Annotated in this window: 15 protein-coding genes; 8 read left to right on the plus strand and 7 right to left on the minus strand. The window is 61.2% G+C overall.

Annotated elements, in window-relative coordinates; all coding sequences use genetic code 11:
- Positions 1-84 precede the first annotated feature (84 nt).
- Entirely contained in the window at positions 85-1365 is a 1281-nt protein-coding gene (locus ACIQ1A_RS04120; RefSeq protein WP_395769799.1) for an acetyl-CoA C-acetyltransferase, read from the plus strand.
- 55 nt (positions 1366-1420) lie between these two features.
- Here the strand turns inward: ACIQ1A_RS04120 and ACIQ1A_RS04125 are convergent, their stop codons facing one another.
- From ACIQ1A_RS04125 to ACIQ1A_RS04135, 3 genes are read right to left on the minus strand one after another with little or no spacing between them, the layout of a single operon-like run.
- A complete protein-coding gene (locus tag ACIQ1A_RS04125; protein WP_395769800.1) occupies positions 1421-2662 on the minus strand; it encodes a heme biosynthesis protein HemY in 1242 nt (413 codons plus the stop codon).
- Positions 2659-3654, minus strand: a complete 996-nt coding sequence (locus tag ACIQ1A_RS04130) for a hypothetical protein (RefSeq protein WP_395769801.1) — start codon at positions 3652-3654, stop codon at positions 2659-2661. The genes ACIQ1A_RS04125 and ACIQ1A_RS04130 overlap by 4 nt, the downstream gene beginning before the upstream one ends.
- Before the next feature lie 4 nt (positions 3655-3658).
- Positions 3659-4417 (minus strand): uroporphyrinogen-III synthase, encoded by a 759-nt coding sequence (locus ACIQ1A_RS04135; RefSeq protein ID WP_395769802.1) that lies wholly within the window; start codon positions 4415-4417, stop codon positions 3659-3661.
- A 67-nt stretch (positions 4418-4484) separates the two neighbouring features.
- Here ACIQ1A_RS04135 and ACIQ1A_RS04140 point away from each other — a divergent pair, with 67 nt between their 5' ends.
- The 4 genes from ACIQ1A_RS04140 (at position 4485) to ACIQ1A_RS04155 (ending at position 7025) form a co-directional block, all read left to right on the plus strand.
- The gene (locus tag ACIQ1A_RS04140) at positions 4485-4898 is read left to right on the plus strand and encodes a hypothetical protein (protein ID WP_395769803.1); all 414 of its coding nucleotides are present in this window, start codon (positions 4485-4487) and stop codon (positions 4896-4898) included.
- Between the two features lie 57 nt (positions 4899-4955).
- Positions 4956-5390 carry a rhodanese-like domain-containing protein gene (locus ACIQ1A_RS04145; protein WP_395769804.1) on the plus strand — a complete coding sequence of 145 codons (435 nt, stop codon included), beginning with the start codon at positions 4956-4958 and terminating at the stop codon, positions 5388-5390.
- Between the two features lie 85 nt (positions 5391-5475).
- Positions 5476-5991, plus strand: coding sequence for a protein-export chaperone SecB (gene secB / locus ACIQ1A_RS04150; protein WP_395769805.1), 516 nt, complete (start codon positions 5476-5478; stop codon positions 5989-5991).
- 11 nt (positions 5992-6002) lie between these two features.
- The gene (locus ACIQ1A_RS04155; RefSeq protein WP_395769806.1) at positions 6003-7025 is read left to right on the plus strand and encodes an NAD(P)H-dependent glycerol-3-phosphate dehydrogenase; all 1023 of its coding nucleotides are present in this window, start codon (positions 6003-6005) and stop codon (positions 7023-7025) included.
- Between the two features lie 299 nt (positions 7026-7324).
- Here ACIQ1A_RS04155 and ACIQ1A_RS04160 read toward each other — a convergent pair whose 3' ends face one another.
- On the minus strand, positions 7325-7780 hold the full coding sequence (locus ACIQ1A_RS04160; protein ID WP_395769807.1) for a tRNA (cytidine(34)-2'-O)-methyltransferase: 456 nt from the start codon (positions 7778-7780) through the stop codon (positions 7325-7327).
- 14 nt (positions 7781-7794) lie between these two features.
- The gene (locus tag ACIQ1A_RS04165; RefSeq protein ID WP_395769808.1) at positions 7795-8568 is read right to left on the minus strand and encodes a hypothetical protein; all 774 of its coding nucleotides are present in this window, start codon (positions 8566-8568) and stop codon (positions 7795-7797) included.
- Positions 8569-8672: 104 nt separating this feature from the next.
- On the opposite strand from ACIQ1A_RS04165, the gene ACIQ1A_RS04170 reads away from it, so the two are divergent.
- Positions 8673-11516: a M16 family metallopeptidase gene (locus tag ACIQ1A_RS04170; RefSeq protein ID WP_395769809.1), complete on the plus strand. Its 2844-nt coding sequence runs from the start codon at positions 8673-8675 to the stop codon at positions 11514-11516.
- Positions 11517-11580: 64 nt separating this feature from the next.
- Here the strand turns inward: ACIQ1A_RS04170 and ACIQ1A_RS04175 are convergent, their stop codons facing one another.
- Positions 11581-11910: a hypothetical protein gene (locus ACIQ1A_RS04175; RefSeq protein ID WP_395769810.1), complete on the minus strand. Its 330-nt coding sequence runs from the start codon at positions 11908-11910 to the stop codon at positions 11581-11583.
- Positions 11911-11988: 78 nt separating this feature from the next.
- A complete protein-coding gene (locus ACIQ1A_RS04180) occupies positions 11989-12375 on the minus strand; it encodes a DUF817 family protein (protein WP_395769811.1) in 387 nt (128 codons plus the stop codon).
- Positions 12376-12448: 73 nt separating this feature from the next.
- Between ACIQ1A_RS04180 and ACIQ1A_RS04185 the strand changes: the two genes are divergently transcribed.
- Positions 12449-13465: a 3-oxoacyl-ACP synthase III gene (locus tag ACIQ1A_RS04185; protein WP_395769812.1), complete on the plus strand. Its 1017-nt coding sequence runs from the start codon at positions 12449-12451 to the stop codon at positions 13463-13465.
- A 12-nt stretch (positions 13466-13477) separates the two neighbouring features.
- Complete coding sequence (locus ACIQ1A_RS04190) at positions 13478-14371, plus strand: alpha/beta fold hydrolase (protein WP_395769833.1); 894 nt, start codon at positions 13478-13480, stop codon at positions 14369-14371.
- The last annotated feature ends 12 nt before the right edge of the window (positions 14372-14383 follow it).

Consider the following 14383-nt stretch of genomic DNA (forward strand, 5'->3'; position numbering starts at 1 on the left):
GGGAGTTTGGAGAAATCCATGCGCGGGGCACGGCCACTTATTATGCCCTGTCCTCCCCCATTTTCGCTTTTCAGGAGCCATTCCATGTCGTCCACGCGTCGTGTCGCCATTCTCGGCGGCGTCCGGATTCCGTTCTGCCGCAACAACACCGCCTACTTCGATGTCGGCAATCTCGGCCTGTCCACCGTGGTACTCGGCGGTCTGGTTGAAAAATTCCAACTGCAGGGCCAGATTCTGGGTGAAGTCGCCATGGGCGCCGTGCTCAAGCATTCCTCCGATTTCAATCTGGCGCGCGAAGCCACGCTGTCGTCCGGGCTGTCGCCGCATACGCCCGGCATCACCATTACCCGCGCCTGCGGCACAGGCTTGGATGCGCTGATTACCGTCGCCAATAAAATCGCGGTCGGCCAGATAGAGGCCGGCATCGGCGGCGGTTCCGACACCACCTCGGATGTGCCGATTGCAGTCAGTAAAAAAATGCGCCGCCGTTTGCTCGACCTCAACCGTGCGCGCACGCTCGGCGAACGCATCAAGGCCGCGCTGAAAGGTTTTTCCTTCGGTGAATTCAAACCCGAATTTCCCGGCGTGGCCGAACCGCGCACCGGCAAGAGCATGGGCGAAAGCTGCGAAGACATGGCCAAGACCTGGGGCATCGCCCGCGAAGACCAGGACCAGCTTGCTTATGAATCGCACCAGAAAGCGTCCGCCGCGTATGCGCGCGGTTTTTTCAGCGATCTGGTGATGCCGTTCCGCGGTCTGGAGCGCGACAACATCCTGCGCCCGGACACCAGCTTGGAAAAACTGGCCACGCTGAAACCGGCCTTCGACAAGCGCTCCGGCAAAGGTACGCTGACCGCCGGCAACTCCACCAACCTGAGCGACGGCGCCTCCGCCACGTTGTTGGCTTCCGAAGACTGGGCCAAGGCCAACGGCAAAGAGATTCAGGCCTATTTGGCCGATGCACAGGTGGCCGCCATTGATTTCGTCGGCGGTGAAGGCCTGCTGATGGCGCCGGCCTGGGCCGTGGCGCAGTTGCTGAAACGCAACAACCTGAAACTGCAGGATTTCGATTTTTATGAAATCCACGAAGCCTTCGCCGCGCAGGTGCTGTGCACCCTGAAAGCCTGGGAGTCCGAGGAATTCTGCAAAACCAAACTCGGCATGGACGGCGCGCTGGGATCGATCGACCGCAGCAAACTCAATGTGGTCGGTTCCTCGCTCGCACTTGGCCATCCGTTCGCAGCCACCGGTGCGCGTATTGTGGCCACCGCCGCGAAACTGCTGAAGGAAAAGGGCCAGGGCCGTGTGTTGATTTCGATCTGCACCGCCGGCGGCATGGGCGTGGCGGCGATTGTCGAGCGCTGAGCCTCAGAACATCGTCCAAAAAAAGCGGCCTTGCGGCCGCTTTTTTTATTTCCACTTATTGCGGCAACCACGGAATCCCGTGTTCGTTGCGCTGTTCGGAAACCGCTTCGGCAGCGATGCGCTGCTGCAGCGTGATACCGGTCATCGGCAGAGGTGCTTCGCCGTTCAACATACGCCGCGCATTGTTTTCGGCGATATAGGCCTGCTCGAACTGGCCCAGGCCGGCATGGACCTGGCCGAGTTGATTCCAGCTTTCCGCGCCGCCGCCTTGCGCAATCGCGCGCTGCCAATAGCCGATGGCGTTATCGTTGTTGCCGGCGGCACGGCTCCAGCTGCCGAGTGAATGCAGTAAATCGGCATCGTCCGGATGCGCGGCCAACAATGCACGCAGGCGTTCAAAGAGTGCGGCGTCGTTCTGCGCCAAGGCCGACAGTGCTTTCACTGATGCGCTGGCGTAATGGGCTTCGGCCGAATCCAATAATGCACTTGCAGCGGAATGTTGCATGCCGAGCGCACCGGCGCGTTTTGCGAAAGCTTCGGCCATGGCCTCACCGGGCGGGCCTTGGACATCGAGTTCCTGCCAGCGCTGCCAGAGCGTGTCGGCGGAATCGGCACCGGCCAGATAGCGGCCTTGGTACAGCGCCTGCAGTTGCGCCTGCTGTTTACTACTCATGCCGTGACCGCGCGCCTGCATCCAATTGCGGGCCAGATCAAATTGCTGCAGGCTGATCGCCGCTTCGATGGCGATGCCGCGTGCCACCGGTGACCACTCCGTGGCCGGCCGCGTCAGCATCACATCCAGGGCCTGCTGGGCTTTGCCTTGCTTCAACAACAGGCGTGCATTATTGGATGCGGCCAAGGTCGGATTCGATTGGTTCAATTGCTCCAGCAGACCGGCGGCTGCGACGAAATCTTCCTGCGCCAACGCGGCTTGACGTGCGCCCAGCAATGCCAGATCGCGCACCTGTTTGTCTTCGGCGGCCTTCAACAGCAGGCTCTGCGCCCGTCCGTAGCGGCCTTCGTAAAACGCGGTCAGTCCGCTGTTCAAGCGACTGCGCGCCTGTTTGTGGGCGTAGGCCTGCCAGGCGTTGTAGGGAAAACGCAACACGGTCCACAGCAACCAGAGCGCAAACAGCAACAGGATGCAGGCGAACAGAAAGAACGCGACCGTGGTGGTGACGGTGGTGCCGTGCCAGCGGATGACCACTTCGCCGAAATCCGGTTGCAGCAGATCCCAGGCCAGCGCGCCGAGTGCCGCCAGCAACAACCACCACAGGAAGCTGCGGTAAAGGCTCATGGCGTGACGCTCTGTTTCAGCCGCTGCAGTTCACTGAGCGTGCTGCCGGCTTCCGGTAATGCGATGCTGAGCGGCGCATTGGCAGCCTGTTGCAGACGTTGCCGGCGCTCCTGCAGCGCTTTGCCATCGGTATACAGACGCAGCAGCCACTGATCAATCCGGCGCGCGCTGTTCTTGAATTCGGCGCTCTGCCGCAACTGCAGTGCGGTCCGCGCGTTGGTGATTTCCAGGGCCAGTGCGGTCTGCGCCGCTTGCCGTTCGGCCGGGGCAATCAAGGTCTGTTGCCCGGTCGGTTGGATGCGGATGAGCGCCTTGAGCAGACGCTCGAAACCGTAAGGCTCCGGAGTGCCCTCGATGTCGCCACTGTTTGCGGCCGGCAACTGCGGCAGCAGCGCTTCCAGGGCATCCAGTTCACCGCGGGCAATCGCGCGTGGATCGGCTTCGATGCCGCGGTAGGCCGCCAATTCGCGGGTCACCGTCTGTCGAAGCGTCAGCCATTGCGGATCTTTCAGGCCGTTGATGGCGGTGGATGCCAATTCGGTGGCCTGCAGGGTGCCGGCCAGATCGCCCGACAGCTGCCAGCGTTCCTGCGCGATGATGAGCAGTAGTTCGGCTTCGTTCAAGCGCAGGCTGTCCATGGCGCTGCGATCGCTGCGGCTAAGCTGCTGCACACTGTCTTCAATCAGCGCTGCACGCTCGCTGACACCGAGCACTTCATCGCGCAGCAGATTGGTGCGGTTGGCCGATTCGCCCAGGCGCTGCTGCAAAGCCGCGCGTTCCTGCTCAAGTCGGGCGACCTGCTGTTCAGCGATCAGCAGACGTCGGTCCAGTGCCTCAGTACTGAGGTCGGCGGTCGGAATCAGGGCTTCACCGGAGTCCACACGAAAGCGGATCCAGGCGAATATTGCCAGGGCGATGATCAGAACGGCCGAAAGAATGACCACGCCGATGCGGGAATGTGTTTTAGCAACAGGAGCCGGCGTATCACTCATCACATCATCCTTTACCTTCATTGGCGGCAATGGCCTCGCGCAGGGCAGCCAGCATACTGGCCGGTTGCGTTCCGGGGGCGAGCCGGAGATGCCGGATGCCGAGCCCGTGGAGATATTCTAGCAAGCGGGCGCTGCTGGCGATGCAAAGCGTTCGTCTGATTTTATCGCGTTCGCCGTCATCAAGCTGACGCCAGAATTCGGCAAAGGCCGCCCGGCTGCTGACCAATACCGCCGTATTCTGACCAAGTGCCTGCAGACGGCGATGCACGCCGACTGGCAGCTTCAAGGGGTGTCGGCAATAGACATGGGCGATATGCAGGTGCGCGCCGCGCGCCGGCAAAGCACTCTCCAAGAGTCCACGGCCGTCGGGCGCCGTAATCAACCCGATGTCTTGGCCGCGGCAGTCGGACAGGATCGGCAGGGCCAACAGCCCGTCGGCATTCTGCGGTTCCGCGCTCTGCACGTCTGCCGCGCCTGCACGCCGTAAGGCCTTGGCGGTGGCTTCGCCGATGGCCAGCCAGTCACCGTGAAGGGGGCTCTGTGCCGCAGCGAAAGCCACTGCAGCCGGTGAGCTGGCGATCCGGATCGGGCAGCGCAGGGCGGCCTGCAAGGCTGCGCCGGCATCCAGTGCACGCAATTCATAGGGCGAAATCGCCAGCACCCTGGCCCCCTGGGCGCTGGCCGCGCGCCTTACCGCACCGTGCCGGTGACGCGGGCGCAGCGAAATCAGAGTCCATCCGTGTAGGTCGGAAGCGCGAGGCATGCGTCGTCGTGGGTAGCGGCCATTTGTGGCAGAATCTAGTGTAACTGAGGCCCTCCGGAAAGAAACCATGTTCACCAAAGCGTTGTTTGTCGCCCTGATGCTGGTTTTTCTGCCGGCGCCTGCGCTGGCGGGTGGATCCAACAAGAACGACAAAGCCCTGGAAGCGGCCCTGAAGATCTATGCCAGTGCCGTGCGCTGGAATGATTTCGAGAAGGCGCGTGAGTCGGTCGATCCGCTGCTGCGTCCGCCCGGCGGCTTCAGCGATGCTGATGAAACCTATTACAAACAGTTCCAGGTCAGTGGCTATCTGTTGAAATCGGCCGAACGACCCGATCCCCAGACCTACAGCCAACGGGTCGAACTGCGCATCATCGATGTGGCCTCGCAGACCGAACGCACCCAGACCGACCGGCAGACCTGGCGTTACGATCCGGTGGCCAAGCGCTGGTGGCTGACTTCGGGGCTTCCCAAGCTGGATTGACTGGCATTCAGCCCCGCCACGGGCGATAATAGGTGTTTACCCCCTGTTGGACGCCGCATGTCATTTGACGCCCTGATTGCCTTTGCCGCCCAGAGCCCGATCCTTTCTTCGATTTTCGTGGTCTTGACCGTGGCCCTGGTGTACACCGAAGTGGCCCGCCTGTTCGTCGGTTACAAAACCGTGAGCCCGGCCCAGCTCACCGAGCTGATCAACCGCGAATCCGCACTCATGGTGGATGTCAGCGCCATCGCCGAATTCGACAAAGGCCATATCCTGGGCGCGAAGCATGTCGCCATGAGCCAGTTCGACCCGGAAAACAAACTGTTGGCTAAGGCCAAAGAGCTGCCGGTGGCGGTGGTCTGCCGGACCGGACAATCCTCCAGCGAGGCCGCCAAGCGCCTGCATAAAGCCGGCTTCACCCGGGTGTATTGGCTCAATGACGGCCTGAACGCCTGGATCCAGGCCGATCTGCCCCTGACCAAGGGCCGGTGACTTGATATCATGGGGCCAGACCCCATAACCCTGTAGTACCCTCATTGATTCTTAGCTGCGTTTACGCATTTTCCGGAGTTTTACCATGTCTGCCAATCTGACCGAAGGCGCCGTTCAAGACGGTGCACAAGCCGCTTTCAACGTGCAAAAAATCTATGTGAAGGACGTCTCCTTCGAAGCCCCGAATGCCCCGTTGGTGTTCAACGAGCAGGGTCAGCCCGAGCTCAACATGAATTTGAACCAGAAAGTCGGCAAGCTCGCCGATGACGTCTATGAAGTGGTGCTGGGCGTGACCCTGACCTGCACCATCGGTGAAAAAACCATCTATCTGGCGGAAGTCGCGCAGGCCGGCATCTTCGGTCTTTCCGGTTTCGACGAGCCGACTCTGGACGCCATGCTCGGCATCCATTGCCCGACCGTGCTGTTCCCGTACGCCCGTCAGGCCGTGTCCGATCTGATCAACCAGGGTGGCTTCCCGCCGTTCTATCTGCAGCCGATCAACTTCGAAGGCATCTACGCTGAAGGTCTGCGTCGTCGCGCCGAACAAGTCGCCGCCGCCAGCGAAGGCAGCACCGTCGTATCCGAAGGCGGCAACGCCTAAGCGCGACCGCCATGGACGCGCCGATGAAGGTGGCGGTCTTGGGTGCCGGCTCGTGGGGCACGGCCCTTGCGGCGCTTCTGGCCCGCAACGGCCACCGGACCACGGTCTGGGGCCGTAATGCCGGCCAAGTCGACGCCATCAACACCCTGCATGAAAATACCCGGTATCTGCCGGGTATTGTTTTGCCCGCAAGTCTGCAGGCCAGCACCGATCTGGCGGCCACCGTGCGCGATGCCGATTTCATTCTGGTAGTGACGCCTAGCCACGCCTTCACCGAAACCGTGCAGGCGCTGACGCCGCACCGTAAAGCCGGTGTCGGTGTGTCGTGGGCCACCAAGGGCTTCGAGCCCGGCTCCGGCCGATTCCTGCATGAAGTGGCGGCCGATATTCTCGGCGCCGACGTCGCCTTGGCCGTGGTCACCGGTCCGTCCTTCGCCAAGGAAGTCACGCAGGGCCTGCCGACCGCGGTGACCGTGCACTCCGAAGATCCCGAATTCGCCCAGACCGTAGCCGAGGCGCTTCATGGCGCGACCTTCCGCGCTTACACCGGCAACGATATGCTCGGTGCCGAACTCGGCGGTGCGATGAAGAATGTTCTGGCCGTGGCCACCGGTGTTGCCGATGGCATGAGTCTGGGCTTGAACGCGCGCGCCGGCTTGATTACCCGAGGTTTGAATGAAATGCTGCGCCTCAATCACGCGCTCGGTGGCCGCGCCGAAACCCTGATGGGTCTGGCTGGGTTGGGCGACCTGGTGCTGACCTGCACCGGCGATCTGTCGCGCAACCGCCGTCTCGGTCTGGCCTTGGGCAAAGGCCAATCGATCCGCGAGGCCGTTGCTTCGATTGGGCAGGTGGTCGAATCGATCCAGACCTGTGATGAAGTGATGCGCCTGGCCGAGCGCTTCGGCATCGACCTGCCGATTTCCGCGCTGGTGCGACGCGTGCTGCATGAAGAAATCACCCCGCAGGAGGGCCTCAAGCTATTGTTGTCGCGCGAACAGAAACCCGAATATCCGCAAGGTTTGTTCGAATGATGCAAAAAACCCCGCGAAGCGGGGTTTCTCTTGTGTACGTATTACGCGATTAGAAGCTGAAGCGGGCGCCAATGCCCCAAATGCCGATTTCATTATCTGGATGGTATTCGTAATCTGCAGTTATGCCAAAGCTTTCATTGACATAATATACGGCACCAACAGAAGCGCCGAAGCCGCTACCTAGGAGTCCAAAATCGGTGTAATTAATTTTCCGTTAAAAGTAAATAGAAAAACCTTTATCTTTCATAACGTAATCGGCGCCTGCCAATTGAATTTGCTGGAATTTCCCTTTACGCGTTTCAAGCGTAATCGATTTGCCGCCACACTTCGAACACCGCTACGGCAACGGCGTTCGACAGATTCAGACTGCGCTGACCGGGGCGCATCGGCAAGTGCAGTTTGTGCGCCTCGGGCAGTCCGGCCAAAACTTCTGCCGGCAGGCCGCGGGTTTCCGGGCCGAACAGCAGGGCGTCGCCGGCTGCGTAATGCGGTGTATCGAAACGCGTTTCGGCTTTCGAGCTGAATGCGAACACGCGTGGCTGGCCGAGATGGGCCAGACAGGTCGCATAGTTAGCATGCCGGCGGACCTCGGCGAATTCGTGGTAATCCAGACCGGCGCGCTTGACCCGGGCGTCATCCCAGACGAAGCCGAGCGGTTCGACCAGATGCAGGCGGGCACCGGTGTTGGCACACAGGCGGATGATGTTTCCGGTGTTCTGGGGAATCTCGGGTTCGTACAAAATCACATCGATCACGATGTGTTCCAAATTCAGCTGAGTTGGCAGGATTTTAGCAAAACCGACTGCGCCCGGTTTTTTTCGGCGACCGGCACTTCGCGGTCGGTCAACGGAAACTCGATCAGCGCGCGCAGCGTGGCGCGGCCCCTATCGTCACGGATGTTGCTCAAGCCTTTAAAGCGCAGCAGCCGTTTGGAGGCGCTGCCGTAGGTGACCTCGATGTCCGGAGCCACCAGGCCAAGCCAACCGTTGAGTCCGAGCCGGAAGGTCTGCGCCGCTTGCTCGCGGTATACCGCCGGGCCGACCCGCTGCAGATGGAAGCCATAGCTGTCCAACCGCGACGGCACTGCAAACTGCAGTTGTTCCCGGCGATCACCTAGCAACTGCGGCCAGCGGCTGCGGATGAAGCCGTCGAAACCGGCATCGGCAACCAAATCCGGAGCACTCTGCAGCTGCCGTTCCTTGTAGCCGTCGCTACCATCAAACCAGACGCTGGCACGGCCGTTCTTCCAGCGCAGTCCTTCCCGGTAATCGAGACGGGCGTCCTTGAAGTCGAATGCCGGTGCCAGGCGCGAGGGTGCGTAGGAAATGACTTTGCGGGCAAAGGGCGTGCCATCGGCACAACGGTACAGCACGGTGCGTTCGGACAGCAGGTTGTTCTCGAAGCGGCTCCAGTGCGATTCGGTGTACAGCAAGCGCTTCTTTTGCAGATCCCAAGCCTGACCCTGCTCGAACCGAACCGATTCAAGACCTTGGGCAGCGCCTGAAATTATCAACAATAACAGAAGGATGGCGGACCGCGGCATACGGCAGAGCTCCGGATTTCACGCCGTCACTATGACATATGGCCTAGTGTAGGTCCCGTCAATTTCCATTACCATTACCGATTCACCCCAAAGGATAACCGCCCATGCGATTCGGAAACAAAACCCTTCTGTCGGCCGCGCTCGGTCTCGCCCTTCTCGGCACCTCGCCGTATCTCGTGTCGTCGGCATATGCCGCCGGCGCCCCGGCCGTGGACATCGCCTATCAGGAATTCACCCTGCCGAATGGCCTGCGTGTGATCGTGCATACCGACCGTAAGGCACCGATCGTCGCCGTCAATATCTGGTACCACGTCGGATCCAAGGACGAGCCGCTTGGCCGCAGCGGTTTCGCGCACCTGTTCGAACACCTGATGTTCCAGGGCTCGGAAAATCACAAGGGCGAATTCTTCGAACCCTTCGAATTGGTCGGCGCCACCGATCAGAACGGTACCACCAACTCCGACCGCACCAACTATTTCCAGAACGTGCCGACTACGGCCCTCGACATGGCCCTGTTCATGGAATCCGACCGCATGGGCCATCTGCTGGGCGCCATCGACCAAGCGGGGCTGGATGAGCAGCGTGGCGTGGTACAGAACGAAAAACGCCAGGGCGAAAACCAGCCGTACGGCCGCGTGTTCGATCACCTGCTGAAGGCCAGCTATCCGAAAGGCCACCCGTATCACCACTCGGTCATCGGTTCGATGAACGATCTCAATGCCGCCACCCTGGATGACGTCAAAGCCTGGTTCAAGAGCTGGTACGGCCCGAACAATGCCGTGCTGGTGCTGGCCGGCGACATCGATCTGGCCACCGCCAAGGAAAAAGCCACCCGCTATTTCGGCGACATCCCGGCCTCGGCTTCGGTCGCCAAAATGCCGACCATGATTGCCAAGCGCACCCAATCCACGCGTGAAACCATCACTGACAAAGTCCCGCAGACCCGCATCTACCGTGCCTGGAACGTCCCGGGCGTGGGCGACGCCACTGGCGACCAGCTGCAGATTCTGGCGCAAGTGCTCGGCGGCAGTAAATCCTCGCGCCTCGACAAGCGCCTGTTGTTCCAAGACAAGCTGGTCGATAACGTCGCCGCATTCGCCTGGGGCTCGGAGCTCGGCGGTCTATTCATCGTGCAGGCGGATGTCAAAGCCGGCGCCGATGCCGCAAAAGTCGAAGCCGCCATCAGTGAAGAAATGGCCCGCCTGATCAAGGATGGCCCGACCGACACCGAAGTGGTCCAGGCCAAGACCGTCATCAAGTCCGGCTTCATCCGCGGCGTCGAGCGCATCGGTGGTTTCGGTGGCAAGGCCGATGTGCTGGCCGAATGCGCCGTGTTCACCGGCAAGGCCGACTGCTTCCGCGAAAGCCTGGCCGTCATCGAGAAAACCTCGGCCAAGACCCTGCAATCAGTCGCCGGTAAATGGCTGTCCTCCGGCGATCACACCTTGAGCATCGTACCGGGCGAGCGTCCGCCGGTGGTGGAAGAGCCGGCGGTGGCCAATCTGGCCCCTTCGGTCATTCCGAAAGCCGATCCAAAATTCCGCACGGTCACAACCGATCTTGACCGCAAAGCCGGCGTGCCGAAAACCACCAGTTTCCCGGATCTGAAATTCCCGGCGCTGCAACGTGCCACGCTCAGCAACGGTACCCGCGTGATCCTGGCCGAACGCCCGGGTCTGCCGGTGGTGCAGTTCAGTATGGCCTTCCAGGGCGCGGGCTTCGCCTCCGACCAAGGCCGCAAAGCCGGCATCGCCAACTTCACCATGGGCATGCTCGACGAAGGTGCCGGTCAGTACGATGCGCTTAGTTTCGGTGATCGTGCCGAGTCGCTGGGTGCCAACATCGGTGCCAGTGCCGATCTCGATGGCAGCAGCGTTTTTGTTTCCGCGCTGAAGGAAAACCTCGAGCCGTCACTGGCTCTGTATTCCGACATGATCCTGCGCCCACGCTTTGATCAAGCTGAAATCGACCGCGTTCGCGCTTCCTGGATTGCCTCGATCAAGCAGGAAAAAGCGCGTCCTGCCGGCATCGGTGGCCGCACCCTGCGTCAGACCATTTATGGTGTAGGCCATCCTTATGCCGTGGCCTCTAGCGGCCTGGGTGAAGAAGACAGCATCGCTTCGCTGACCAAGGACGACATGATGGCCTGGCACCGTGATTGGATCCGTCCGGATAACGCCACCCTGCTGGTGGTCGGTGACACCACCTTGAAGGAAGTGCTGCCGAAGCTGGAATCCACTTTCGCCGACTGGAAAGCCCCGTCCGGCGCCAAGCCCACGGTCGCCGTCACTCCGGTGGCGCTGCCCAAGCAAAAGCGTGTGATCCTGATCGATCAACCGGGCGCCGTGCAGGCCAATATCCTGATCGGCCAACTGGTGCCGTCCAGCCGCGATGCCAATGCCACTCAGTTCGAAATCGCCAACTCGATTCTCGGCGGTGAGTTCAGCTCGCGTCTGAACATGAACCTGCGTGAAAACAAACACTGGGCCTACGGCTCGTACTCCGGTGTCGGTGGCGCGCAAGGCCAGCGACTGTGGACCGCTTCCGCGGCCGTGCAGATCGATAAAACTGCCGAATCGCTTCAGGAAATGATGCGGGAAGTGAGCGAATATGCGACTGGCAAAGCCCCGGCTAAACCGGAAGAGCTGGCCAAGATCCAGGCCAGCGAAGTGCGCGGTCTGCCGGGTTCGTTCGAAACCGCCAATGCCGTGCTCGGCGCTCTGGGCGGCATCGTGCGTTACGATCGTCCGGATGACTATCAGGCCAAACGTGCTGCTCTGATTACCGGTCTGAATTTGGACCAGGTCAATGCCGCCGCCAAAACCATCCAGCCGGATGCGTTGACCGTGGTGGTGGTCGGTGACTTGTCCAAGATCCGCGACAAAGTGGCGGCGCTGAACATCGGCCCGCTGACCGTGCTCGACAACACCGGCAAGCCGGTCAAGTAAGCGCGGAATTTCCGCCAAAAGAAAAGGGGCCTTCGGGCCCCTTTTCTGTGGTGCATCGCGGTGCTTACATCAGGTTTTTTCGGGCCAATCCGTAAAACGACAGCAGACCGGTCGCAATCGACAGAGTCAGGACGCCCCAGGTGCTGGGCTGGTCCGGCTGCAGATTGAGCGCGTCGATGATAAGGAAGCCCACCCCCAGACAGCCCAGACCCAGACCCCATTTCAGGGCGGTCAGATGGAACGGTGTGCCGGCCTGGGCAATCGCCTTCAAAACCTCGGGCGAGGCATCGCTCGATTTCAGCGCTTTGACGCGGACGATGGCGTCGACACTGGCTTTCACAATCATCACCAGCGCGCTGAAAATGATCAGTACTACGAATACATCACCTGCCATGGCAGTCTCCTTATAGCGCCGCCGGAAGTGGCGGCTTGTAGGGATAGAGACGGTGTCGCCAAAAAAGGTTGCAGCCGGTCATTCCGGCACATGGATGCGCGACTTGATGTGCTTCAGGCCGGCGATGATGGTGAAGGTCATGATCACCAGCAGCGACCAGGAGCTCCACTTGCCGACATGCACTATCGACCAGGCCCCGAGCTGATTCGGGTACTTCCAGATGCCGTAAAAGGTGCTGATGTTCTCGGCCAGCCAGATGAAAAAGCCGATCAGAACGAAGGCCAGTAGCAAGGGCATGCGCCGGTCACGGTCGTAAGGCCGGAACACCACCACCGTGCGGGCATACAGCCCCAGCGCGCAGGCGGCCAAATACCAGCGGTAATCGCCGATGTAATGGTGGGTGAAGAAATTGGCATAGATCAGCAGCGCCACCGTGACCGCCGCTCGCGCCCCTAAACGGGGCACGCCCGCACCGGATATGGCAAAATAAGCGACTTGGGCCTCCGCCGACACCGGCCGGCCGTTTCATGGAATCGCTATGCTCTTCAAAAACGTTGCCATTGCCGGCCTTGCGCACATCGATGCTCCGGTCACCCTGACTTCCGACCAGATCAATCTGGAGTTGAAACCGGCCATGGACCGCCTGGGCATCACGACCGATGTCCTGCAGGACATCGCCGGCATCAAAGCCCGTCGCATGTGGGACGGCGATATGCAGGCCTCCGATGTCGCCACCATGGCCGCCGAAAAGGCGCTGCTGGATGCCGGTATCGATCGCAGCCGTGTCGGCCTGCTGGTCAACACCTCGGTCAGCCGCGACTATCTGGAGCCCTCCACCGCCAGCATCGTGTCCGGCAATCTGGGCCTGGGTGACAACTGCCTCAATTTCGACATCGCCAATGCCTGCCTCGCATTTCTCAGTGGCATGGATGTGGCCAGCCGTATGCTGGAGCGTGGCGAAATCGATTACGCCCTGATCGTTGACGGCGAAACCGCCAACATGGTCTATGAAAAAACCCTGGCGCGCATGAAGGCGCCCGACCTGACCGAAGAGCAGTTCCGCAACGAAATGGCCTCGCTGACCCTGGGCTGCGGCGCTGCGGCCATGGTGCTGTCGCGTGTGGAACTGGCCCCGGATGCCCCGCGCTACCGCGGCGGCGTCTCGCGTTCGGCCACTGAATGGAACACCCTGTGCCGCGGCAATCTCGACCGCATGGTCACCGACACCCGCATGCTGCTGATTGAAGGCATGAAGCTGGCCGCCAAGACCTTCGCCGCCGCGCGTCTGGCCATGGGCTGGGCGGTCGAGGAAATCGACGAGTTCGTGGTGCATCAGGTCAGCCGCGTGCACACCGATGCCATGATCAAGGCCTTTGGCATCGACCCCAAGAAAGTCATGACCATCTTCGCCGAGCACGGCAACATCGGTCCGGCATCGGTGCCGATCGTGCTCAGCAAGCTCAAGGAAATGGGCCGTCTGAAAAAAGGCCAGCGTATTGCGCTGCTCGGCATCGGCTCCGGTCTGAACTGCTCGATGGCGGAAGTGGTGTGGTAATCCGTGTCTGAGCTGGCGTTCTATCCCGAGTATCCGTTCACCCCGAAACGATTCGACCGCGGCAACGGCATCGGCCTGAGTTATCTCGACGAAGGTCCGGCCGAGGCCGATCCGGTGCTGATGCTGCACGGCAATCCGTCCTGGAGTTATTACTGGCGGCATCTGGTTTCCGGCCTGCGTGATGGCTATCGCTGCATCGTGCCCGACCATGTCGGCATGGGTCTTTCCGACAAGCCCGACGACGGCGCCTACACCTACACGCTGCAATCGCGCGTGGACGATCTCGACCGTCTGGTCGACTCGCTGGGCCTGACCCGCAAAATCACCTTGGCCGTGCACGACTGGGGCGGCATGGTCGGTTTCGCCTGGGCGCTGCGCAATCCGGAACGCATTGCGCGTCTGGTCATTCTCAATACCGCGTCGTTTCCCTTGCCGAAGACCAAGAAACTGCCGTGGCAGATCGCGCTTGGCCGCATTCCGTTGCTGGGTGCGGTGCTGATCCGCGGCTTCAATTTCTTCGCGCGCGGCGCCGCCGATCTCGGTGTGCTCCGTCCCATTCCGCCGGCCAGCCGTAAAGCTCTGCTGGCGCCGTATGACAGCTGGACGAATCGGCGCGCCGTGCACCGTTTCGTGCAGGACATTCCGTTGAAACCCGACGATGCCGCCTGGCCGCTGGTGCAGCAGGCCGAAGTACAGTTGCCGGGTTACCGCGATCGCCCGGCGTTCATCGGCTGGGGGCTGCAGGATTTCGTGTTCGATCAGGATTTCCTGGCCCATTTCGTCAAGGATCTGCCCGCGGCCACGCAGAAGATCTACAGCGATGCCGGTCACTATGTGCTGGAAGACAAGCACGAGGATCTGGTTCCGGCCATCCGCCAGTTCCTGGACCGTCACCCCATCGGCTGAGGAGGCACCGCG

The sequence above is a fragment of the Arenimonas sp. genome (assembly GCF_044353605.1).
Taxonomy (GTDB): domain Bacteria; phylum Pseudomonadota; class Gammaproteobacteria; order Xanthomonadales; family Xanthomonadaceae; genus Arenimonas.